This is a genomic window from Sphingomonas sp. J315 (assembly GCF_024666595.1).
GTDB lineage: Bacteria > Pseudomonadota > Alphaproteobacteria > Sphingomonadales > Sphingomonadaceae > Sphingomonas.
Genome location: NZ_CP088296.1, coordinates 3,236,620 through 3,256,537, shown reverse-complemented (window position 1 = coordinate 3,256,537; position 19,918 = coordinate 3,236,620). Strand labels below are relative to the sequence as shown.

General features: G+C 66.4%; 23 protein-coding genes and 1 pseudogene. 14 read left to right on the top strand and 10 right to left on the bottom strand.

Annotated features, from left to right (window positions below; all coding sequences use genetic code 11):
• Positions 1 to 6: 6 nt before the first annotated feature.
• The 3 genes from dnaA to mutM all read right to left on the bottom strand — a co-directional run bounded on the left by dnaA (position 7) and on the right by mutM (position 3,049).
• A complete protein-coding gene (gene dnaA, locus LRS08_RS16615) occupies positions 7 to 1,377 on the bottom strand; it encodes a chromosomal replication initiator protein DnaA (protein ID WP_260480990.1) in 1,371 nt (456 codons plus the stop codon).
• A 463-nt stretch (positions 1,378 to 1,840) separates the two neighbouring features.
• Positions 1,841 to 2,104, bottom strand: a complete 264-nt coding sequence (rpsT, locus tag LRS08_RS16610) for a 30S ribosomal protein S20 (RefSeq protein WP_257846111.1) — start codon at positions 2,102 to 2,104, stop codon at positions 1,841 to 1,843.
• Positions 2,105 to 2,236: 132 nt separating this feature from the next.
• Complete coding sequence (gene mutM, locus LRS08_RS16605; RefSeq protein ID WP_260480989.1) at positions 2,237 to 3,049, bottom strand: bifunctional DNA-formamidopyrimidine glycosylase/DNA-(apurinic or apyrimidinic site) lyase; 813 nt, start codon at positions 3,047 to 3,049, stop codon at positions 2,237 to 2,239.
• Positions 3,050 to 3,104: 55 nt separating this feature from the next.
• Between mutM and LRS08_RS16600 the strand changes: the two genes are divergently transcribed.
• The 9 genes from LRS08_RS16600 to LRS08_RS16560 are packed head-to-tail and all read left to right on the top strand — an operon-like array spanning position 3,105 to position 10,068.
• On the top strand, positions 3,105 to 3,836 hold the full coding sequence (locus tag LRS08_RS16600; RefSeq protein WP_257846112.1) for a class I SAM-dependent methyltransferase: 732 nt from the start codon (positions 3,105 to 3,107) through the stop codon (positions 3,834 to 3,836).
• A complete protein-coding gene (gene ubiB, locus LRS08_RS16595; RefSeq protein ID WP_257846114.1) occupies positions 3,833 to 5,365 on the top strand; it encodes a 2-polyprenylphenol 6-hydroxylase in 1,533 nt (510 codons plus the stop codon). The genes LRS08_RS16600 and ubiB overlap by 4 nt, the downstream gene beginning before the upstream one ends.
• A 31-nt stretch (positions 5,366 to 5,396) precedes the next feature.
• The gene (locus LRS08_RS16590) at positions 5,397 to 6,332 is read left to right on the top strand and encodes a hypothetical protein (protein ID WP_260480988.1); all 936 of its coding nucleotides are present in this window, start codon (positions 5,397 to 5,399) and stop codon (positions 6,330 to 6,332) included.
• Positions 6,310 to 6,501 (top strand): hypothetical protein, encoded by a 192-nt coding sequence (locus LRS08_RS16585; protein ID WP_260480987.1) that lies wholly within the window; start codon positions 6,310 to 6,312, stop codon positions 6,499 to 6,501. The genes LRS08_RS16590 and LRS08_RS16585 overlap by 23 nt, the downstream gene beginning before the upstream one ends.
• Entirely contained in the window at positions 6,501 to 7,676 is a 1,176-nt protein-coding gene (gene coaBC, locus LRS08_RS16580) for a bifunctional phosphopantothenoylcysteine decarboxylase/phosphopantothenate--cysteine ligase CoaBC (protein ID WP_257846116.1), read from the top strand. The genes LRS08_RS16585 and coaBC overlap by 1 nt, the downstream gene beginning before the upstream one ends.
• The gene (locus LRS08_RS16575) at positions 7,666 to 8,463 is read left to right on the top strand and encodes a S9 family peptidase (RefSeq protein WP_257846117.1); all 798 of its coding nucleotides are present in this window, start codon (positions 7,666 to 7,668) and stop codon (positions 8,461 to 8,463) included. Before coaBC ends, LRS08_RS16575 begins: the two co-directional genes overlap by 11 nt.
• Positions 8,463 to 8,909 (top strand): dUTP diphosphatase, encoded by a 447-nt coding sequence (dut, locus tag LRS08_RS16570; RefSeq protein WP_257846118.1) that lies wholly within the window; start codon positions 8,463 to 8,465, stop codon positions 8,907 to 8,909. Before LRS08_RS16575 ends, dut begins: the two co-directional genes overlap by 1 nt.
• Positions 8,906 to 9,319 carry a hypothetical protein gene (locus LRS08_RS16565; protein WP_257846119.1) on the top strand — a complete coding sequence of 138 codons (414 nt, stop codon included), beginning with the start codon at positions 8,906 to 8,908 and terminating at the stop codon, positions 9,317 to 9,319. Before dut ends, LRS08_RS16565 begins: the two co-directional genes overlap by 4 nt.
• A complete protein-coding gene (locus LRS08_RS16560; RefSeq protein WP_257846120.1) occupies positions 9,316 to 10,068 on the top strand; it encodes a molybdopterin-synthase adenylyltransferase MoeB in 753 nt (250 codons plus the stop codon). Before LRS08_RS16565 ends, LRS08_RS16560 begins: the two co-directional genes overlap by 4 nt.
• Before the next feature lie 3 nt (positions 10,069 to 10,071).
• Here the strand turns inward: LRS08_RS16560 and LRS08_RS16555 are convergent, their stop codons facing one another.
• Together LRS08_RS16555 and LRS08_RS16550 are read right to left on the bottom strand one after the other, a co-directional pair.
• Complete coding sequence (locus tag LRS08_RS16555) at positions 10,072 to 11,400, bottom strand: metal-dependent hydrolase family protein (protein ID WP_260480986.1); 1,329 nt, start codon at positions 11,398 to 11,400, stop codon at positions 10,072 to 10,074.
• 48 nt (positions 11,401 to 11,448) lie between these two features.
• Entirely contained in the window at positions 11,449 to 11,823 is a 375-nt protein-coding gene (locus LRS08_RS16550) for a DUF1244 domain-containing protein (RefSeq protein ID WP_257846122.1), read from the bottom strand.
• A gap of 75 nt (positions 11,824 to 11,898) precedes the next feature.
• Here LRS08_RS16550 and pyk point away from each other — a divergent pair, with 75 nt between their 5' ends.
• The gene (gene pyk, locus LRS08_RS16545) at positions 11,899 to 13,356 is read left to right on the top strand and encodes a pyruvate kinase (RefSeq protein ID WP_257846123.1); all 1,458 of its coding nucleotides are present in this window, start codon (positions 11,899 to 11,901) and stop codon (positions 13,354 to 13,356) included.
• Here the strand turns inward: pyk and LRS08_RS16540 are convergent.
• Positions 13,353 to 13,961 carry an HAD family hydrolase gene (locus tag LRS08_RS16540; protein ID WP_257846124.1) on the bottom strand — a complete coding sequence of 203 codons (609 nt, stop codon included), beginning with the start codon at positions 13,959 to 13,961 and terminating at the stop codon, positions 13,353 to 13,355. The genes pyk and LRS08_RS16540 overlap by 4 nt on opposite strands.
• 22 nt (positions 13,962 to 13,983) lie before the next feature.
• Positions 13,984 to 14,109: a type B 50S ribosomal protein L36 gene (gene ykgO / locus LRS08_RS16535; RefSeq protein ID WP_066663252.1), complete on the bottom strand. Its 126-nt coding sequence runs from the start codon at positions 14,107 to 14,109 to the stop codon at positions 13,984 to 13,986.
• Between the two features lie 165 nt (positions 14,110 to 14,274).
• Between ykgO and LRS08_RS16530 the strand changes: the two genes are divergently transcribed.
• Genes LRS08_RS16530 through LRS08_RS16515 form a run of 4 tightly spaced genes read left to right on the top strand, consistent with a single transcriptional unit; the run spans position 14,275 to position 17,044 of the window.
• Complete coding sequence (locus LRS08_RS16530; RefSeq protein WP_257846125.1) at positions 14,275 to 14,871, top strand: DUF4136 domain-containing protein; 597 nt, start codon at positions 14,275 to 14,277, stop codon at positions 14,869 to 14,871.
• On the top strand, positions 14,868 to 15,986 hold the full coding sequence (locus LRS08_RS16525) for a M14-type cytosolic carboxypeptidase (RefSeq protein WP_257846126.1): 1,119 nt from the start codon (positions 14,868 to 14,870) through the stop codon (positions 15,984 to 15,986). Before LRS08_RS16530 ends, LRS08_RS16525 begins: the two co-directional genes overlap by 4 nt.
• A 4-nt stretch (positions 15,987 to 15,990) precedes the next feature.
• Positions 15,991 to 16,455, top strand: coding sequence for a GNAT family N-acetyltransferase (locus tag LRS08_RS16520; protein WP_257846127.1), 465 nt, complete (start codon positions 15,991 to 15,993; stop codon positions 16,453 to 16,455).
• 34 nt (positions 16,456 to 16,489) lie between these two features.
• Complete coding sequence (locus LRS08_RS16515; RefSeq protein WP_257846128.1) at positions 16,490 to 17,044, top strand: TIGR00645 family protein; 555 nt, start codon at positions 16,490 to 16,492, stop codon at positions 17,042 to 17,044.
• A 9-nt stretch (positions 17,045 to 17,053) separates the two neighbouring features.
• Here LRS08_RS16515 and LRS08_RS16510 read toward each other — a convergent pair whose 3' ends face one another.
• The 3 genes and pseudogenes from LRS08_RS16510 to LRS08_RS16500 form a co-directional block, all read right to left on the bottom strand.
• Positions 17,054 to 17,314, bottom strand: coding sequence for a DUF1467 family protein (locus LRS08_RS16510; protein WP_257846129.1), 261 nt, complete (start codon positions 17,312 to 17,314; stop codon positions 17,054 to 17,056).
• Positions 17,315 to 17,318: 4 nt separating this feature from the next.
• A pseudogene (locus LRS08_RS16505) lies at positions 17,319 to 18,958 on the bottom strand (ribonuclease J).
• A gap of 182 nt (positions 18,959 to 19,140) precedes the next feature.
• Positions 19,141 to 19,911 (bottom strand): type III pantothenate kinase, encoded by a 771-nt coding sequence (locus LRS08_RS16500; protein ID WP_257846130.1) that lies wholly within the window; start codon positions 19,909 to 19,911, stop codon positions 19,141 to 19,143.
• Positions 19,912 to 19,918: the final 7 nt, after the last annotated feature.

Below are 19,918 nucleotides of genomic sequence, written 5' to 3'. Positions count from 1 at the left end.
TGAGCTTCAAGCCTCTAGCTGCCGCATCAGGCTGCGTACTGCGCCGTCGATTTCGCTGTCGGTGCCGCGCAGTTCCTCGATGCGGCGGACGGCGTGGATGACGGTCGAATGGTCGCGGTTGCCGAACTTGCGGCCGATTTCGGGAAGCGAGCGTGTGGTCAGGCGCTTGGCCAGATACATGGCGATCTGGCGCGGGCGCGCGATCGCCACCGCGCGGCGCTGTGACACCAGGTCGAGCTGCTTGACGTCGAAATGGGACGACACTGCCTTCTGGATCTCGTCGATCGTGACGCGGCGCTGGCTGCCGCGCAGCGCTTCGCCCAGCACGCTCTCGGCGAACGCGATCGTCACGACCTCGCTGTTGAGCTGCGCATAGGCGACGAGGCGGTTGAGCGCACCTTCCAGCTCACGCACCGACGAGCTGATCCGCGCTGCGAGCAGGTCAAGCACCTCGGACGGCACCGTTGCGCCCGCCATGTCTTCCAGCTTGCGGTCGAGGATCGTGCGGCGCAGGCCCAGCTCGGCGGGCTTGATATCGGCGGCGAGGCCCGACCCGAGGCGCGAGGCAAGACGGGTTTCGATCCCCTCGAGCGCCAGCGGGCTGCGGTCGGCGGCGATCACCAGCCTTTTGCCCTCACGCATGAATTCGTCGACTGTGTGGAAGAATTCCTCCTGGGTCGATTCCTTGCCCGCGATGAACTGTAGATCGTCGATCATCAGCAGATCGACGCCGCGCAGTCGCGCCTTGAAGGCATAGGTGTCGCGCTCACGTACCGCACGGACGAATTCGAACATGAAGCGCTCGGCGGGCATGTAGATCGCGGACGCATCGGGGCAGGCGTCGAGAAACGCATGGCCGATCGCATGCATCAGGTGCGTCTTGCCCTGGCCGGTGTTACTGTGAAGGTAGAGCGGGCTGAAGCGCGGCTTGCCCGGCTCGGCCAGCGCCTTGGCGGCGTTGAACGCGACGCGGTTGGTCGTGTCGACGACGAACCGATCGAAGGTGAAGCGCGAATCGAGATTGGGACGCCCGATCGCTTGACCGCCCGCTCCGGCCTGGGCCGAGGGCGTGGCGGGCACCGCCGCTTCAGCCACCGGGGCCGCTGCGGCGAGTTCGCGATTCGAACGCGCATCGACCGTCTCGATCGAAACCGTGCGCACGCCCGGAAGCTGCGCGCGGAATTCCATCATCAGACGGTCGGCGTAGTGATTCTTGACCCAGTTGGTCATGAACGCGGACGGAAGGCCGAGCCGGACCGTCTCTGCGTCGTCGCCGGGAATCAGGACGATCGGCTTCAGCCACTGGTCGAACAATCGTTGGCCTGCGGAAAGCCGCAGATTGCCGCGCACGCGTGTCCAGGCCTTGGCTTGATCCATAGTTCGTCGCTGCCCCTCAATTGCCAACACCTGCAGGTGCGCGCCGCGCACATGCCATCCCCCCGCGCGCGCAAGGTTCACCCCGCACGCATCTCGCTCAGGCAACAGCCTCCCGCAGCCGGAATCACATCCGCACTTGGTTGGCGCCTAAGCTGATTCCACCGACGTGAACGCCGCGGTGGAAGTCCGTTTTAGGGACGCATTTCTGAGTCGATCAAGAGGGGGGCATGTAAAGAATCTGAAATAAGTAGGGTTGACTCACTGTCAGCCCCGGAAATGCGTTATTTCAGTTTTAACATGCTGTTTTACTGCGGTTTTTTTGAATCGTTACATCGCCGTGACACCGCGACTCGTTGCAATTCCGCGATTCTGCGTGCGGTGCGTATGAAATTGGTCTGGTGACAAAAGAAAAACCCCGCCGGCACGGGGCCGGCAGGGCGATCACTTCATGCTGCCCGAGGGCTCAGCCGAGTGCGGCGAGACGCTTGGTCAGGCGCGAGAACTTCCGCGAAGCGGTGTTCTTGTGAACCACGCCCTTGGCCACGCCACGTGCCAGCTCCGGCTGCATCGCCTTGAGCGCGGTTTCCGCCGCGGCCTTGTCGCCGCTGGTCAGCGCGCTTTCGACCTTCTTGATGAAGGTGCGGATGCGGCCGACGCGGGCACCGTTTACTTCGGCGCGGTTGGCGTTGCGGCGGATGCGCTTCTTGGCTTGCGGCGTGTTCGCCATGAATCTTCGTTCCTGTTTTCAATGCGAAAAGAGGCGCGGATTTCCGTCCCACGCCTCGGGAAAGCGCGCCCCTTAGCGGCGGTGGACGATTCGGTCAACCGGTAACGGGCTGGAACGCCCCGCGACCTCCTCCTATTTCTGGCATTTCGGACACCAGAAGGTCGAACGTCCGCCCTCGGCATACCGCGCGACGGTGCCGCCGCACGCGCATGGCTCGCCCTCACGGCCATACACGTTGAACTGCTTCGAGAAATAGCCAAGCTCGCCGTCCGGCTGGGCATAATCGCGCAGGGTCGATCCACCCGCCGCGATCGCCGATCTGAGTACCGCGTGAACCGCACCGACCAGCCGCTGAAGCTGAGGCCGGGTCAGCGATCCGCCGCTGCGCCTGGGCGAGATGCGCGAATCGTGCAGCGCCTCGCACACATAGATATTGCCCAGCCCGGCGACGATGCGCTGGTCGAGGAGCAGCAGCTTGATCGACGCGGTGCGCCCTGCAAGCGCCTGAAGCAGATGATCGGCGGTGAAGTGCGGCCCGAGCGGCTCCGGCCCCAGTGCGGCAAAGGGCGGCCACGCGCCGACATCTGCCGTCTCGACCAGATCGACTGACCCGAATCGCCGCGCGTCGTTGAGCGCCAGCCGACGTCCCGCCTCTGTCTCGATCAGCAAATGGTCGTGGGTCAGCAACTCCGCGGGATCGATTCGCCAGCGCCCGGACATGCCGAGGTGGAAGATCATCGTGTCGCCGCGATCGGTGTCGATCAGGCCGTATTTGGCACGCCGCCCGAGTGCCGTGACGGTCGCGCCGGTCAGCCGCTGGCCCAGATCGACCGGCATCGGACGGCGCAGATCGGGGCGTCGCAGTTGGACGCGCGCAATCCGCTGCCCCTGCAATGCGGGAGTCAGGCCGCGAACGGTGGTTTCGACTTCGGGAAGCTCGGGCATTTTGTCCAGCTAAGCGGGCTTTGCCGCGCCCACAAGGGCGGCTAAGGGCTTGGCCATGACCGACACCGTCTCCTTTGGCTATGAAGAGGTTGCGCCCGACGAGAAGACCCGCCGCGTCGGCGGCGTGTTCTCCAGCGTGGCGTCGCGCTACGACATCATGAACGACGCGATGTCGGGCGGGCTGCACCGCATCTGGAAGGACGTATTCGTCCGCCGCGTAAAGCCGCGCGAGGGCGAGGCGATCCTCGACATGGCCGGCGGCACCGGCGACATCGCGTTCCGCATGGCCGAACATGGCGCGGCGGTGACCGTCGCCGACATCAACCCGGACATGCTGGCGGTCGGCATCGACCGCGCGGCCAAGCGCGGCATCGACGGACTGGTGTGGAGCGAGGCGAATGCCGAGACACTGCAATGGCCCGACCGCTTCTTCGACGCCTACACGATCGCGTTCGGGATTCGGAACGTGACCGACATCCCCGCCGCGCTGCGCGAGGCGCGTCGCGTGCTGCGCCGGGGCGGGCGGTTCTTCGTGCTCGAATTCTCGACCACGCTGTGGCCCGGGTTTGCGGACGTGTACAACGCCTATTCGCACCATCTGGTGCCGAAGCTCGGCGAGTTGCTCGCGGGCGATGCCGACAGCTATCGCTACCTGGTCGAATCGATCCGGCGATTCCCCGACATGCCGACGTTCGAGCAGATGATCAAAGACGCCGGCTTCGTGCAGACGCGGGTCGAACCGATGCTGGGCGGGCTGGTCGCCATTCATAGCGGCTGGAAGATTTGACCGCTCCCGTCGTTCATCTGTGGCGCCTCCTCAAGTGGGGCCGCACGCTGGCGCGTCACGGCGCGCTGCGCGGGATCGAGCGCGACCGCAATACGCCACGCCCGGTGCGCCGCATGGCGCGCATCGCCCGGTTCGGCGCGCGCGTTCCCGAAGTGCCGCGCTATGCCGATGCACTGCAGGCGATCGGCCCGGCGGCGATCAAGCTCGGCCAGACGCTCGCCACCCGGCCCGATCTAATCGGCGAGGCGGCGGCGCATGACCTGCTGCGCCTGCAGGACGCCCTGCCCCCCGTCCCCTTTGCGGTCATCCGCGCGGCGATGGAGGCGAGCTTTGGTCGCCCGATCACCGACCTGTTCGCGTCCATCGAGGAAGTGCCGATCGGCGCCGCGTCGATCGCGCAGGTCCATCGCGCGATCACCACCGACGGCCACCAGGTCGCGGTGAAGGTGCTGCGGCCGGGCATCGAAGGCGAGTTCGCACGCGCAATCGAGACCTATGAATGGGCCGCAGCTCAGGTCGAGGGCATGGGCGGTGAAGCCGCGCGGCTGCGCCCGCGTCTCGTCATCGAAACCTTCAAGCGCTGGACGGCGCGCGAGTTGGACCTGCGGCGCGAGGCGGCGTCAGCGTCGGAACTGTCCGAATCGATGGAGGCGGAGCCCGACTTCACCGTTCCCGCGATCGACTGGCAGCGCACCACCGGGCGGGTGATGACGCTGGAGTGGATCGACGGCATCAAGCTGTCCGACCGCGACGCGCTGATCGCGGCGGGACACGATACCGAGCGGCTGGCGAACACATTGGTCCGCGCATTCCTGCGCCAGGCGATTTCGGAGGGGTTCTTCCACGCCGACATGCATCAGGGCAATCTGTTCGCCCTGCCCGGCGACCGGATCGCGGCGATCGATTTCGGCATCATGGGGCGGATCGACCGGCGCGCGCGGGTGTGGCTGGCGGAGATCCTCTACGGCCTGATCACCGGCAATTACCGCCGGGTCGCGGAGATTCATTTCGAGGCGGGCTATGTCCCCGCGCACCACAATGTCGCCGAGTTCGCGACCGCGCTGCGCGCGGTGGGCGAGCCGATGCGCGGGCTGCCGGTCAAGGACATGAGCGTCGGCATGATGCTCGACAGCCTGTTCAACATCACCCGCGATTTCGACATGCAGACCCAGCCGCATTTGCTGTTGCTGCAAAAGACGATGGTGATGGTCGAGGGCGTCGCAACCCGCATCCACCCCGACATCAATCTATGGGACAGCGCCGCACCGTTCGTGCGCGAATGGATCCGCACCGAATTGGGGCCGGAAGCATTCCTTGCCGACCGGATTTCGGAGGATTTGAAGACGCTCGCGCGGCTGCCCAAGCTGATCCGCAATATCGAACGCCACTTCCCCGACCCGGGCGGCGCGCCCCCTGCCCCACCGCTGCGCGAGATCGAGGTGGTGCGGGTCGGCGGCGGCTGGCGGTACGGCGTGGTCGCGCTGCTCGCGGCGGGGGCAGGCGTCGCGGCGACATTGCTGTTTGCCTGACAAAAGTCACCCGGCCCGCTAGGGAGACCGCATGACCCGCGCCCCGCTCTGGCTCTCCACCCCCAGCCGCTTCGCCGCTTTGCCGGTAGCGCGGGCGCGGCTGGTTGCGGCGGGCGTCGCGTTGCTGATCCTTGGCGCGCTCACCGTGCTGTTCGTGCCGGTACCCGCCCCCGGCGCGACCGGGGCGGGAGCCGACCGGCAGGGCGATGTCGCGCTGTATGAATCGATCGTCGCGGCGGTGGCGCATGGCGAGGATTATTACCGCTCCGCCGCCGATGCGTTGCGCGCGGGCAGCTATCCGCTGCGGCCGTTCCTGACCTTTCGCATGCCGGGACTGGCGGTGGTGCAGGGCGCATTGCCCGCGCTCGCGATCATCGCTTTGCTCTATGCGCTCGCCGCCGCGACCGCGTGGAGCTGGTATCGCCGCATCGCCGAAGCCCTGCCGCGCTGGCCCGCGCGCGCGGTGGCTTTGGGGCTGCTTGCCGCGGGGATGTTGGCCTTTGTCCAGTCCGCACTGGTCGCGTTTCACGAGATTTGGGCGGGGCTTCTCGTCGCGCTCAGCCTCGCGCTGCGCCGCCCCGGCCGCTGGGTCGAGGCGGCGGCGATCGGCGCGCTGGCGATGCTGATCCGCGAGACGGCGGCGCTTTATGTTGTGGTGATGGCCGCGCTCGCCTTTGCCGAGGGACACAAGCGCGAGGCAGCGGGGTGGGCCGCAGCGCTCGGGTTGTTCACGGTGGCATTGATCGCGCATGCGGTGGCGGTCCACGGCGTCACCGGGCCGCTCGATGCTGCCTCGCCGGGCTGGGCAGGGCTCAACGGCTTTGGCCTGTTCGTTCGGGCGATGACGTTGGCGACGGGGGTGCAACTGCTCCCCCCCCGCGCTCGCCGCGATCCTCGTCGCACTGGCATTGGTCGGCTGGGCGAGCTGGCGCGATCCGCTGGCGTTGCGCGCGCTCGCCACCTTTAGCGCCTATGCGCTGGTCATCAGCCTGTTCGCGCGGCTCGACACCTTCTACTGGGGGCTGATCATCGCTCCCGCTTTCCTGATCGGCCTGGCATTCGCCCCCGACGGGCTGCGCGACCTGTGGGTCCGTGCCCTCGACAGGCGGCGGGTCATCGTGACAAAGGTTTCGTGATGAAGCGCATTCTCCTCATCGTCGGCGGCGGCATTGCGGCGTACAAGGCGTGCGAGCTGGTCCGGCTGATCCGTAAGGCGGGACATTCGGTTACCTGCGTCGTCACTGCGGGTGGTCAGCATTTCGTGACGCCGATGACGCTCGCCGCCCTGTCCGAGAACCAGGTCTATACCACGCTGTGGGACCTCAAGGACGAGGCGGAGATGGGGCATATCCAGCTCAGCCGCGCCGCCGATCTCGTGGTGGTGGCCCCTGCCACCGCCGACCTGATGGCGAAGATGGCGGCGGGCATCGCCGACGATCTCGCCACCACTTTGCTGCTCGCCACCGACAAGCCGGTGCTCGCCGCGCCCGCGATGAATGTGCGGATGTGGCAGCACGCCGCGACCCGCCGCAATGTCGCGACATTGCGGGACGACGGCGTGACCGTGCTGGGGCCCGATGAGGGCCCGATGGCGTGTGGCGAGTTCGGCCCCGGCCGCCTGCCCGAGCCCGAAGCGATACTGCGCGCGATCGAGAACGCGCTCGCACCGTCCTCCGGGCGTCTCAAGGGCAAGCATATCTTGGTCACCGCAGGGCCGACGCATGAGCCGATCGATCCGGTTCGCTACATCGCCAACCGGTCGTCGGGGAAACAGGGCTTCGCGATTGCCGGAGCGCTCGCGGCGCTGGGCGCTCGGGTGACCTTGGTGTCCGGCCCGGTGATGCTCCCCACCCCGGCGGACGTGGACCGCGTCGATGTCGAGACCGCACAGCAAATGGCGGCGGCAGTCGACGCTGTGCTGCCCGTTGATGCCGCAGTGATGGTCGCCGCCGTGGCCGACTGGCGCGCGGGCGATGCGGCCGAGCAGAAGATCAAGAAGGGCGAAGCCGCCCCGGCGCTGGCGCTGGTCGAGAACCCCGACATTCTTGCAGGGCTGGCCAAGAGCGACCGCCGCCCGAGCCTGCTGATCGGTTTCGCCGCCGAAACCGAACGGGTGGTCGAACATGCGGTCGCTAAACGCGCGCGGAAGGGCGCAGACTGGATTGTCGCCAATGATGTTTCGGGCGATGTGATGGGGGGCGATGCCAATCTTGTACATCTTGTCACGGCGTCGGGCGTCGAAAGCTGGGAACGACTTGCAAAGGCCGATGTGGCGCGACGGCTGGCGGAGCGGATCGCCGATGCGCTTTAACCTGTCGCTTGCCCTGCTGCCGCTGCTGATCGCGGGCTGCGCCGCTGACCGCGCGAGCACGCCCGCTGCGCCGAAGCTGTTCACTCAAGGCTATGGCGCGAAGCCGGGCATGGCACCGACGCTGTATGTCGTTGTCCATGGCGATGGCGTGCGAACGGCGATCAACACCGACGGCTTTGCCCGGACGCTGGCGGCGACCGAGCCGGGCAGCGCTGTCGTCCGGCTCCTGCGCCCCGGCTATTCCGACGGCGCAGGCGGCCAGTCACCCGGCACGCGCGGCGCGAGCAGCACCGACGACTATAGTGCGGAGCGGATCGCCGCTGTCGGCGACACGATCGCCGCACTGCGCAACCGCTATCGCCGTGCGCGTGTGGTCGCGATCGGCGAAGCAGGCGGTGCGATCGTGGTCGCGAACCTTGCGGGACTGCGGCCAGGGCTGGTCGACGGAATCGTCCTGGTCTCCTGCCCCTGCGCCTTGCCCGAGTGGCGAAAATACCGCGCGGGGCTTGAGCCGAGCGAAGCGCGCTGGAAGGAAAAGTTGGTCAGCCTTGACCCGTTGCAGACCGCGGGCGGAATCCAGCCGGGACTGCGCGCCGCAATCCTGATCGGTGGTGCCGACACGCGCGTCCCAGCGCGCTTCTCGCGCAGCTATGCCGAGGCGCTGAGCCTGCGCGGCATCGCCACCGATTTCCGCATCATTCCGGACCGCACCGCCCCGGTGCTTGACGACCCGCAGGTGATCGAGGCTGCCCGCCGCCTCGCCGCCGCATTGCCGAGGCGCAACTGATGTCCGCACCGATCACGATTCGCCTGATGCGCCTGACCCATGGCGAGGGTCTGCCCCTGCCCGCTTATGCCACCACCGGTGCCGCAGGTATGGACGTCGTCGCGGCGGAGGATCTGGTCCTCGCCCCAGGTGCGCGCCACGCGGTCGCCACCGGGTTCGCCATCGCGATCCCGCCGGGGTTCGAGGTGCAGGTTCGTCCGCGCTCCGGCCTCGCGCTCAAGCACGGCATCACCTGCCTCAACACGCCCGGCACGATCGACGAGGATTATCGCGGCGAGGTGAAGGTGATCCTCGCCAATCTCGGCGATCAGCCCTTTGCCGTGGTGCGCGGCGAGCGCATCGCACAGCTTGTCCCCGCCCCGGTCCAGCGCGCGACGTTCGATGAGGTCGCGAGCCTCGACGAGACCGCACGGGGCGGCGGCGGATTTGGATCGACGGGTCGGTGATCCTCCCCGCACTTCTCGCGCTCGCCGGCGCGCAGGGCGATCCCACGGCGACGCAGGCCGCACCCGCGCCGGCGACGATCGACTGGGAGAGCCTGCCGGCCGTGCCCTATCGCGAACCGCCAAACATGACCCCGGCGATGCATGACTGGGCGCGCGGACAGGTGCGCGCACGCAAATGTCGCGCGCGCCGACTGGTCGATGGCCGCCCTGCGGTACGGGTCGAGGTAGCGGTACTGGTCGATGAGGAAGGCGTGCGCACCACCGTGCCGCGCGCGATCGGCTGTCCGACGATCGAGCAATATGCCGCGGGACTGGTCGCGGGCTTCTCCCGCAACAACCTGACCCAGCGCACCGCCGCGCCCGGCACCGCATGGTACCGCGCGACGGTGACCTTCGCCTGGCGGCAATGAGTTTTTCCGACGCCGAACTCGAACGCTATGCCCGCCATATCGTGCTGCCCGAAATCGGCGGCGCGGGCCAAGCGGAGCTGAAGGCGGCGCGGGTGCTGGTAGTGGGGGCCGGCGGGATCGGATCGCCGGCGATCCAGTATCTGGCGGCAGCGGGGATCGGGCAGATTGCAGTGATCGATGACGATCGCGTGGACCTGTCCAACCTGCAGCGACAGACGATTTTTGGGACGGAAGATGCTGGCCAACCCAAGGCGGTCGCGGCGGTGGCACGTGCCAAGGCGATCAACCCGCATGTCGAGATACGTGCCTGGCAACTCCGCCTCGAAGGCGGGAATGTCGACAAGCATATCTTTGGCAGCGACGTTGTCCTCGACGGCACCGACAATTTCGAGACGCGCCTGCTCGTCACCGACGCGGCGCTCCGCCACCGCGTGCCGCTGGTCAGCGCCGCCGTCGGGCGGTTCGAGGGACAACTCGGCGTGTTCCGCGGCTGGGAGGCGGACAAGCCCTGCTATCGCTGCTTCGTCGGCGCCGATCCGGAAACGGCAGGGATCAACTGCGCCGAACAGGGCGTGCTCGGCGCGCTGACCGGGATCATGGGCAGCCTCGCGGCACTGGAGGTGATCCGCGCGATCCATCCGTTTGGGGAGGACAGCGCGGGCAAGCTTCTGCTCGCCGACACGCTGGCACTCCGCTTCCGTACGCTGACCTTGCCCAAGGACCCCGGCTGCCCCGCCTGTTCGGGCTGAGCCTTACTCTCCCGGGAACGCCGTCCGCTTCCCGTTTGCCTTGAACACCACGCCGCGCCGCATCACGAACTGGACCTTTTCCATCTGGCGCAGATCGGCGACAGGGTCGCTGGCGACCGCGATGATGTCAGCGTCCATGCCCGGGGCGAGCGCACCGATGCGGTTGCTCTGCCCCAACGCCGCAGCGGCATCGACAGTCGCCGCGCGGATCGCCGCGACCGGGGCCAGCCCGACCTGGTTCATGTACGTGAATTCGAGAGCGTTGGTGCCGTGCGGGCCGACGCCGGAATCGGTGCCGAACGCGATCTTGACCCCGCCCGCGATCGCTCGTCGGTGGCTCTGCTTGACCACCTTCGACACTTCCTCCGCCTTCGCCGCGCTGGCCGGAGGGCGTTCGCCCGCGCGCGCCTGACGGATCACGCTTTCAAAGGCGTGGATGGTGGGCACCAGATAGACGCCCTTGTCCTTGAACAGCTTCACCGTCTCATCGTCGATGAAGCTGCCATGCTCGATCGGATCGACGCCCGCGCGGATCGCCATGTCGATCCCCGACTTGCCGTGCGCGTGGGCAGTGACCTTGCGGCCGAATGCGTGCGCGGTGTCGACGATCGCCTTCATCTCGTCGAAGGTCATCTGCGCCTCCAGCCCGCCCGCGATGTTCGATCCGACCCCGCCCGAGGCGGCGAACTTGATCACCTCCGCCCCGGTGAAGATCTGGTCGCGGGTCGCGCGGCGGCAATCGTCGGCGCCGTTGCACAGATGGTTCGCTTCCTCGCGCTCGAGATGCGCAACTTCGCGATTCAGGCCATTGGCGTCACCATGCCCGGCATGGACCGAGATCATCCGCCCGGCATTGATGATCGTCGGCCCGGCCAGCTCACCGCGGTTGATCGCGTCGCGCAGCGCACGCACCCCGCGCGCCTCGCCGCCCAGGTCCCGGACGGTGGTAAACCCGGCCTCCAGCGTTGCGCGCGCACGCCCAGCCGCACCGACGAACTGGTCCTCCAGATCCTTGGTATTGCCCTCCATCCGCGACTGGAGCGGATAGCCCGAGGAATAGAAATGGACATGCATGTCGATCAGACCGGGCAGGACATAGCGGTCCTTGAGGTCGATAAGCTCGGCCCCGCCCTCCGGCGCGACGAAGCCGTCGCGGATCTCGACCACCTTGCCGTCGCGCACCACGATCGTGCTCGCCCCGCGCGGGGCTTCGCCGGGTTTGGCGAGCAGTGTGCCGGCGTGGATATACTGGACCTTCGCTGGAGCTGCGGTCTGGGCTGCAAGCGGCGTGGCGACGAGCAGCGCAAGCGTGGCGGCGGCGATTCGGTGCATCAGTCTCTCCCTGTTTACCGCAGCCTAGGCGGTAACATGGGATACTGACTAGCCTCCGCGCATCGTGATCGAGGGCGGATCGCTGGCCGGGAAGCTGTCGTTGAGTTCCGCGTCCAGTTCGGCTTCCTGCTTGTTGCGCGCGACGCTCGCCTCCATCCGGGCGATCTGCTCAGGGGTTGCCTCGCTCTGATGCTGCGCTTTCCACGTCGCATAGGGCATGCCGTACACCGCCTCACGCGCAGCTTCGCGGTCGAGCTCGCCGCCGCTCGCCTCGCTCACCCAGTCGGCAAGGCAGTTGCGGCAAAAGCCCGCAAGGCCCATCAGTTCGATATTCTCGGCGTCGGTGCGGTGGCGCAGATGGCGGACCAGCTTGCGAAAGGCCTGTGCGGCAATGCGGTCGTCGATATTGTCTAACGTTGTCACGATTGCGCCTCCGCAGTTGAATAGTGCGCATTTGGCGTTAGGGACCGGCACAGACAAGGGATGGAGAATTCGGCGATGACGAAGGCAATGGCACCGCGGTCACGCAAGGTGCGCGTCCTGGCGACGCTCGGCCCCGCCAGCAACACGCCGGAAATGATCGCCGCGCTTCACGCCGCCGGTGCCGATGCCTTTCGCATCAACATGAGCCATGGTGATCAGGAATCGAAGGTGCCGGTAATCCAGGCGATCCGCGCGCTGGAAAAATCAACCGGCCGCCCGACCACGATCCTCGCCGATCTTCAGGGGCCGAAGCTGCGCGTCGGCAAGTTCGCCGAAGGCAAGGTGATGCTGGAGACGGGTGCAACCTTCCGCCTCGACCGTGACAAGACACCGGGTGACGCAACCCGCGTGGAACTGCCTCATCGCGAGATTTTCGAGGCGGTGACCGAAGGTGCGCGCCTGCTGCTCGACGACGGGAAAATGGTGCTGCGCGTGATCGGCTATGGCGACGGCTGGATCGACACGCGGGTCGAAGTTGGCGGCACGCTGTCGAACTCAAAAGGGCTGAACGTCCCCGACATGGTCCTGCCGCTCGCCGCCCTCACCGAAAAGGACCGCAGCGACCTTGCCTTTGCGGTCGAGCAGAAGGTTGACTGGATCGCGCTGTCATTCGTCCAGCGGCCCGAGGATCTGGCCGAGGCGCGCCGCCTGATCGGGCGCGACGGCCCTGCCCTGCTCGCCAAGATCGAGAAACCGAGCGCGGTCGCGCGGCTCGACGAAATCGTCGAGGCGTGCGACGGCGTGATGGTCGCGCGCGGCGACCTGGGCGTCGAACTGCCGCCGCAGAACCTGCCGCCGATGCAGAAGCGGATCGTCGAAACCTCGCGCCGCATGGGCCGCCCGGTGATCGTGGCGACGCAGATGCTCGAATCGATGATCACCTCGCCATCCCCCACGCGCGCAGAGGTCTCGGACGTTGCGACCGCAGTCTATGACGGCGCCGATGCGATCATGCTGTCGGCGGAGAGCGCGGCCGGTCAGTGGCCGATCGAGTCGGTCACGATGATGGACGCCATCGCCGATTCGGTGGAGCGTGACCCGGCGCATGGCGACCGCGTCCACTTCACCGTGATGAAGCCCGATCCCACCACCGCCGACGCGCTGGCGGAGGCCGCCAAGTCGATCGCGGCGAACGTGTCGGCCAGCGCGATCATCTGCTTCACCATGTCAGGATCCACCGCCCGCCGCATCGCCCGCGAGCGCCCGTCGGTGCCGATCCTGGTGCTGACGCCGAAGGCCGAGACTGCACGCCGCATGGGCCTCCTGTGGGGTACCCACGCAGTCCACACCCGCGATGTCGATTCGTTCGAGGACATGGTCGCCAAGGCGAAGCGCATGGCGATGCGCCACGGTATCGCCAAGGGGGGCGACCGCGTCGTGGTGTGCGCCGGCGTCCCGTTCGGCACGCCGGGTTCGACCAACGTGCTGCACGTGGTGACTTTGGTCGGGGACGAGCTTAAGGGGCGGAGCTAAGCGCTCAGCAGCCCGGCGCCGATCAGTTCGCGCCGGGCGTCCGTCACGTCGGTGAACAACACCGACCGGATTCCGAGCGCCTCTGCCCCCGCCACATTGGCGGCATTGTCGTCGATGAACACAGCCTCGCCCGGCTCGAGCCCGAAGCGGGCGAGCGCGAGGTGGTAGATTGCGGGATCGGGCTTTACCAGCTTCTCTTCGCCCGAGACAACCACATCGCGGAAGCGATCGAACAGCTGCGGCCATTCCGCACGGAAGGGCGGCCAGAATTCGTGGCTGAAATTGGTGATCGCGAACAGCGGCACGCCCGCCACGTCAAGCTCTGCAGCCAGTTCGTGCATTCCCGGTACCGGCCCGCCGACGCTTTCGTTGAAGCGCGGGCCCCAGGCGGCGATCAGTTCGGCGTGCTGCGGAAACAGCGCGGTCAGTTCGGCCGCGGTGTCTGCGAAATTGCGCCCCGCATCATGCTGGAAATGCCAGTCGAGCGTGACGACGTCGCGCACAAACGCTTCGAGCGCCCGATCGTCTCCGATCAGGCGCTCGTAAAGATAGCGCGGATGCCAGGTGAAGAGGACGTTGCCGATATCGAAGATAACGGCGCGCATGGCCCTCTTGCCTGCGCCGGGATCAGCCCTGGCGGGCCTTGAAGCGACGCTGCGTCTTGTTGATGACGTACACGCGGCCACGACGACGGATCACGCGGTTGTCGCGATGACGATCCTTGAGCGACTTCAGGCTGTTCACGATCTTCATGACCGATTCTCTACTATCTCGAATTATGGCGGGTGCCGGAAAAGAGGCGCTCGCCTAGTCGGGACGGGCCGTCAAGTCAAGGAAAGCTTGGCAACGGAACCGACATCCCCGTAACGATGTTGAACCGTAGAGCCGTGGCGCGTGCACGGCAGGAGGATGTGTCCGATGAACACCCGTGCTGTGCTTGCCCTCGCCCTTTCCGCCGCCACTCTGGCCGGGTGCTCCACCAGGATGGGCGGCTCCGCACCGGTCGATGTAACCCGATACCATCTTTCCCAACCGATTCCGGCAGGCACCGTGTCGGTGCAGCCGGTGAGCGGCAACGCGACGGGGCCGGAGGCACAGCTGTATCTCGACGCGGTCGCCGCGACGATGGGCAGTATGGGGTTCGCGGCGGCCCCCGATTCGGCGAAATCGGATTATCTCGCCACGGTCGATTTCCGCCGCACCGATCGCGGGCAGGTGCGCACCCGTCCGCCGGTGACGATCGGCATCGGCGGGGGCAGCTATGGCGGCAACGTTGGCGTCGGCGCAGGCGGCAGCGTCGGAATCGGCAGCAAGACCAGGACGGTCTATGCCTCCGAGCTCTCGGTCCAGCTGCGTCGCCGCGGCGACAACACCGTGATCTGGGAGGGCAAGGCGATGACCGAGACGCTCGGCGCCGCCGACGGCACCCAGCCGACCGACACCGCGACCAAGCTGTCCAATGCGCTGTTCAAGGGCTTTCCGGGGCAGTCGGGTATCACTATCACGGTGAAATGAGCATCCAACTGAACGCCGCGTTCGACAGCGGCAACATCCGACTGATCGACATCGATGGAGACACCGTCGATGTCGAGATCGTCGCCGACCACAAGTCCGACTTCTTCCAGTGGTTCCACTTCCGCGTCGCGGGCGCGAAGGGGCGGACGCTGACGTTCCGCATCACCAATGCGGGCAAGGCCGCCTATGCGTTCGGCTGGCCCGGCTACCGCGCTCGCGTCAGCACGGACCGCACAACCTGGCGCCTGACCGATGGCAGCTATGCCGATGGCGTGTTCAGTTTCACCCACAGCTTCGACAGCGATGTCGCGTGGTTCGCCTATTTCGCGCCGTACAGCATGGAGCGCCACGCCGACCTGATCGCGCGGATGGCGGCCAAGCCCGGCGTGACACATCGCGAGCTGGGGCAGACGCTCGACGGGCGGGCGATGGACCTGCTGACGCTCGGCACGGGACCGAAACAGGTGTGGCTCTATGCCCGCCAGCACCCCGGCGAATCGATGGCGGAATGGTGGGCCGAGGGGGCGCTGGAGAAGCTGACCGACCCGGACGATGCGATCGCGCAGGCATTGCGGGCCAAGGCGACGTTCCACATCGTCCCCAACATGAACCCGGACGGAAGCTTCCGCGGCCATCTGCGCACCAATGCGGCGGGGGTGAACCTCAATCGCGAATGGCATTCCCCGACGATGGCGCAGAGCCCCGAGGTCTTCCTCGTGCGTGGGGCGATGGACGAAACGGGCGTCGATTTCGCCATGGACGTGCATGGCGACGAGGCGATCCCGGCGAACTTCCTGGCGGGGTTTGAGGGAATTCCGTCGTGGACCGACAACCTCGGTGAGAAATTCTACGAGTTCGGCCGCCGCCTCGCCGCCGCGACGCCGCTGTTCCAGCTCGAACAAGGCTATGACAAGTCTGCCCCGGGTCAGGCGAACCTGTCGATGTCGACCAACCAGCTCGCCGAGCGGTTCGGCGCGGTGTCGATGACGCTGGAAATGCCGTTCAAGGACCATGACCCCAGCCCCGACGCCGAGTTCGGCTGGTCGCCAGAGCGATGCAAGGCGCTGGCGCATGCATGCCTCGACACGCTCGCGGGCATGATCGACGAGATCTAGGGCGATGATCATCCACGAGGGCGACCTTGACGATCGGCAGGTAATCGCCCTGCTCGACCTGCATGCGCGCGAGATGTCGGATCATTCGCCGCCGGGGACCTGTCATTTCCTCGACCTGTCCGGGCTCAAGACCCCGGACATCACCTTCCTGAGCGCATGGGATGGCGACATGCTGCTCGGTGTGGGCGCGCTCAAGCAGATCGATACGACCACCGGTGAGGTCAAATCGATGCGGGCGAGCGAAGCAGCGCGCGGGCGCGGCGTGGGGTTTGCGCTGCTCGACCATATCGTCGGTCTCGCTCGTGATCGGGGCTATACCGCGCTGAAGCTGGAAACCGGTACCGGTCCTTTGTTCGACGCGGCACATGCGCTGTATCGCCGCTATGGCTTTACCCCCTGCCCGCCCTTTGCCGACTATGTCGAAACCGACTTCAACCGCTTCTACGCACTCGACCTAACCACCGCTTGATCGTACCCGGCAGCCTGCCCTATTGCAGCGCACCATGAGCACCGAATTCCCCTCGCCCAGCGACGTTCCTGTCCGCCTCAAGCCGCTGCCGCTGCTGATCTTCAGCTCGCGCTGGCTCCAGCTGCCGCTCTATGTCGGGCTGATCGTCGCGCAGTGCGTCTATGTGTTCCTGTTCATCAAGGAACTGATCCACCTCGTCCAGCACGCATGGGAGTTCAGCGAGCAGCAGATCATGCTGGTCGTGCTTGGCCTGATCGACGTGGTGATGATCTCCAACCTGCTCGTGATGGTGATCGTCGGCGGCTATGAAACCTTCGTGTCGCGTCTCGGCCTGAAGGGGCATCCCGACCAGCCCGAATGGCTGAGCCACGTCAATGCTGGCGTGCTGAAGGTCAAGCTGGCGATGGCGATCATCGGCATCTCGTCGATCCATCTGCTGCGCACCTTCATCGAGGCGGGGGCGCTGGGTCAGCCGAACGGGCGGATCACCGAGCAGGCGGTTATCTGGCAGACGGTGATCCACATGGCCTTCATTGCATCGGCGATCGGCATCGCCTGGGTCGACCGGATGACGCAGACGAAGAACTGAGTTTTTCGCTCAGTTCCAGTAATCGAGCATGTCGGCCGTGATCCAGCCGTTGACATAATTGAGGTAAAAGGCGGCGAAGAGCGCGGTACCGACGATCGTCGTCCATTTGGCGATTGCCCCCGCCTGAAAGCGCTGGGGCGCGCTTTCCGCCTGGCCCTTGACCAGCGGCTCGCCCGCCTCGACCCCGGTGCGCGCGAAGAACGGCAGCACCAGGAAAAGCGCCAGAAACCAGAACAGGAAATAGATAGCGAGCGCGCTGAACCAGTTCATTGCATCACACCTCGATCAGCATCACGTCCATCACCGGTTTCTTGCCGGTGTAGCGCACTGCGACCCGCCGGGCCGCCAGCCGGATCGCCTCGCGCAATTTCTCACGGTCGCCGCCGCGCGCTTCGGTGACGGCCTTGGCCGCAGCGTCGCTGGCATCGGCGATCAGCGCGTCGCGATCCTCTTCCGCGGGAACGCCCTGGATGCGGACCTCGGGCCGGCCGGCGAGCTTGCCATTAGCCTTGATCGCGACCGCGACGGACATCTGGCCGTAAAGACCCAGCTTGCGCCGTTCGTTGATGGTGGTGCCGTCGGCGGGCAGGATGACGTCGCCATCGAGGACGAGCCGGCCCGCAATCGCATTGCCGACCTTTTGGGCTTGCCGGGCGCCAGGCGAACGATCTCGCCATTATTCTGCACGACCGCATGGGGGATTCCATGCGCGCGCCCGAACCGCGCCTGTTCGGCGATATGGCGCATCTCGCCATGGACGGGCACGAGGATTTCGGGGCGGATCCAGTCATACATCGCCGCCAGCTCGGGGCGACCGGGGTGGCCGGAAACGTGCACGAACGCCTGACGGTCGGTGATCATCTCGACCCCCTTGCCCGCCAGCACGTTCATGATCCGCCCGATCGCCATTTCATTGCCGGGGATCTGCTTGGACGAGAAGACGACGGTATCGCCGGATTCGAGCTTCAGCTGATGTGTCTCGTCGGCGATGCGCGCCAGGGCGGCGCGCGGTTCGCCCTGTCCGCCGGTGGCGATGATCATCACCTTGTCGCGCGGCAGCTTCATCGCCGTCTCGAAATCGACCGTCTCGGGGAAATCGCGGAGATAGCCGGTCGCCTTGGCGACGCGCAGGATGCGGTCGAGCGACCGCCCCGCGACGCACATCGCGCGACCGGTGTCCTTGGCGACCTCGCCCAGCGTCTGAAGCCGCGCGGCGTTGGAGGCGAAGGTGGTGACGAGCACCCGACCCTTGATGCCCGCGATGACTTCGTCGAGCCCCTCCCGAACCGCGGACTCGGAGCCTGATGCTTCCGGGTTGAAGACGTTGGTCGAATCGCAGACCAGCGCCAGCACGCCCTCGTCGCCGACTGCGGTCAGTTCCTCGGCGGTCGAGGGGGAACCCATCACCGGGGTCTCGTCGATCTTCCAGTCACCCGTGTGGAACACGCGGCCATAGGGCGTATCGATCAGCACCGCATTCCCCTCGGGGATCGAATGCGCCAGCGGGACATAGCGGATGCCGAACGGGCCGATCTGGAACGGCTCTTCCTCGCGCACCACGTTCAGCTCGACGCGGTCGGCGATCCCCTCTTCGTCCAACTTGCCGTGGATCAGGCCCGCGGTGAACGGTGTCGCATAGAGCGGCACGTCCAGCTCGCCCGCAAGGTACGGCAGCGCACCGATATGATCCTCATGCCCATGGGTCAGCACGATGCCGAGCAGATCGTCCAGCCGCTCCTCGATAAACTGCAGGTCGGGCAGGATCAGGTCGATGCCGGGATAGTCCGGCGTGCCAAAGATCACGCCGCAATCGACCATGATCCATTTGCCGTGGCAGCCATAGAGATTGACGTTCATGCCGATCTCGCCCGAGCCACCGAGCGCGAGGAAGAGGAGTTCTTTACCGGGGGTCATCTGATCTTTCGTTATCCACTACCGTCGTCACCCCGGCCTTGTGCCGGGGTCCACGACGGGGAGGCAAGCGCGAAGCTAGAGGCTCAAGGGCCGGGCGTAGGGACAAGTGGACCCCGGCACAAGCATGTCCTGAGCGTCTGCCTTGCAGGTAGTCGAAGGGGCCGGGCCGAGCGACTTCGTGGCTAGGTGCCTTTCCGCTCCCACAGCATCGCCAAGCCCTGAATCGTCAGGTCGGGTTCGATCACGTCGAACACATCGGTCTGCTTCTCGAAAAGCACCGCAAGCCCGCCGGTGGCGATCACCTTCACCGGGCGGCCGATTTCGGCCTTCATCCGCGCGACCAGCCCCTCGATCATCGCGATATAGCCCCAATAGATGCCGATATGCATCTGATCGACCGTGTTGCGGCCGATGACGCTTGTGTTTGCGGGGGCCTCGATCGCGATGCGGGGCAGCTTGGCGGCGGCGGTAACCAGTGCGTCGAGCGACAGGTTGATGCCCGGCGCGATGATTCCGCCCTTGTACGCCCCGGTATAGTCGGCGACGTCGAAGGTTGCGGCGGTACCGAAGTCGACGACGATCAGGTCCCCGGGGTGATTTTCATGCGCGGCAATGATGTTGAGCGCGCGGTCCGCACCGACGCTCTGCGGCTCCTCGACATCCAGCGCGATCGGCCACCCGTCGCGGCCCGCCACCAGTGGCGTGCAGCCGAAATATTTCTGCGCCAGCACCTCCAGATTGTGGAGGGCGCGCGGGACCACCGTGCCGATGATGACGCCGCTGACGACGCCGCGCTCATAGTCCTCCAGCGCAAGCAACTGGCTCAGCCACACGGCATATTCGTCGGCCGTGCGACGCGGATCGGTGGCGATGCGCCAGCGCGCTTTGACCTCCCGTCCCTCGACCAGGGCGAAGACGACATTGGTGTTGCCGGCGTCGATCGCGAGCAGCATGGATTTG

What these genes read in the sequence shown, in the direction of transcription:
- coaBC (WP_257846116.1), top strand. Translation starts at nt 6,501, where the DNA reads ATGAAGCGCATTCTCCTCATCGTCGGCGGCGGCATTGCGGCGTACAAG.
- LRS08_RS16560 (WP_257846120.1), top strand. Translation starts at nt 9,316, where the DNA reads ATGAGTTTTTCCGACGCCGAACTCGAACGCTATGCCCGCCATATCGTG.
- LRS08_RS16555 (WP_260480986.1), bottom strand. Translation starts at nt 11,400, where the DNA reads ATGCACCGAATCGCCGCCGCCACGCTTGCGCTGCTCGTCGCCACGCCG.
- dut (WP_257846118.1), top strand. Translation starts at nt 8,463, where the DNA reads ATGTCCGCACCGATCACGATTCGCCTGATGCGCCTGACCCATGGCGAG.
- dnaA (WP_260480990.1), bottom strand. Translation starts at nt 1,377, where the DNA reads ATGGATCAAGCCAAGGCCTGGACACGCGTGCGCGGCAATCTGCGGCTT.
- rpsT (WP_257846111.1), bottom strand. Translation starts at nt 2,104, where the DNA reads ATGGCGAACACGCCGCAAGCCAAGAAGCGCATCCGCCGCAACGCCAAC.
- LRS08_RS16525 (WP_257846126.1), top strand. Translation starts at nt 14,868, where the DNA reads ATGAGCATCCAACTGAACGCCGCGTTCGACAGCGGCAACATCCGACTG.
- LRS08_RS16515 (WP_257846128.1), top strand. Translation starts at nt 16,490, where the DNA reads ATGAGCACCGAATTCCCCTCGCCCAGCGACGTTCCTGTCCGCCTCAAG.
- ykgO (WP_066663252.1), bottom strand. Translation starts at nt 14,109, where the DNA reads ATGAAGATCGTGAACAGCCTGAAGTCGCTCAAGGATCGTCATCGCGAC.
- LRS08_RS16500 (WP_257846130.1), bottom strand. Translation starts at nt 19,911, where the DNA reads ATGCTGCTCGCGATCGACGCCGGCAACACCAATGTCGTCTTCGCCCTG.
- LRS08_RS16600 (WP_257846112.1), top strand. Translation starts at nt 3,105, where the DNA reads ATGACCGACACCGTCTCCTTTGGCTATGAAGAGGTTGCGCCCGACGAG.
- LRS08_RS16530 (WP_257846125.1), top strand. Translation starts at nt 14,275, where the DNA reads ATGAACACCCGTGCTGTGCTTGCCCTCGCCCTTTCCGCCGCCACTCTG.
- pyk (WP_257846123.1), top strand. Translation starts at nt 11,899, where the DNA reads ATGACGAAGGCAATGGCACCGCGGTCACGCAAGGTGCGCGTCCTGGCG.
- LRS08_RS16540 (WP_257846124.1), bottom strand. Translation starts at nt 13,961, where the DNA reads ATGCGCGCCGTTATCTTCGATATCGGCAACGTCCTCTTCACCTGGCAT.
- LRS08_RS16575 (WP_257846117.1), top strand. Translation starts at nt 7,666, where the DNA reads ATGCGCTTTAACCTGTCGCTTGCCCTGCTGCCGCTGCTGATCGCGGGC.
- mutM (WP_260480989.1), bottom strand. Translation starts at nt 3,049, where the DNA reads ATGCCCGAGCTTCCCGAAGTCGAAACCACCGTTCGCGGCCTGACTCCC.
- LRS08_RS16510 (WP_257846129.1), bottom strand. Translation starts at nt 17,314, where the DNA reads ATGAACTGGTTCAGCGCGCTCGCTATCTATTTCCTGTTCTGGTTTCTG.
- LRS08_RS16590 (WP_260480988.1), top strand. Translation starts at nt 5,397, where the DNA reads ATGACCCGCGCCCCGCTCTGGCTCTCCACCCCCAGCCGCTTCGCCGCT.
- LRS08_RS16520 (WP_257846127.1), top strand. Translation starts at nt 15,991, where the DNA reads ATGATCATCCACGAGGGCGACCTTGACGATCGGCAGGTAATCGCCCTG.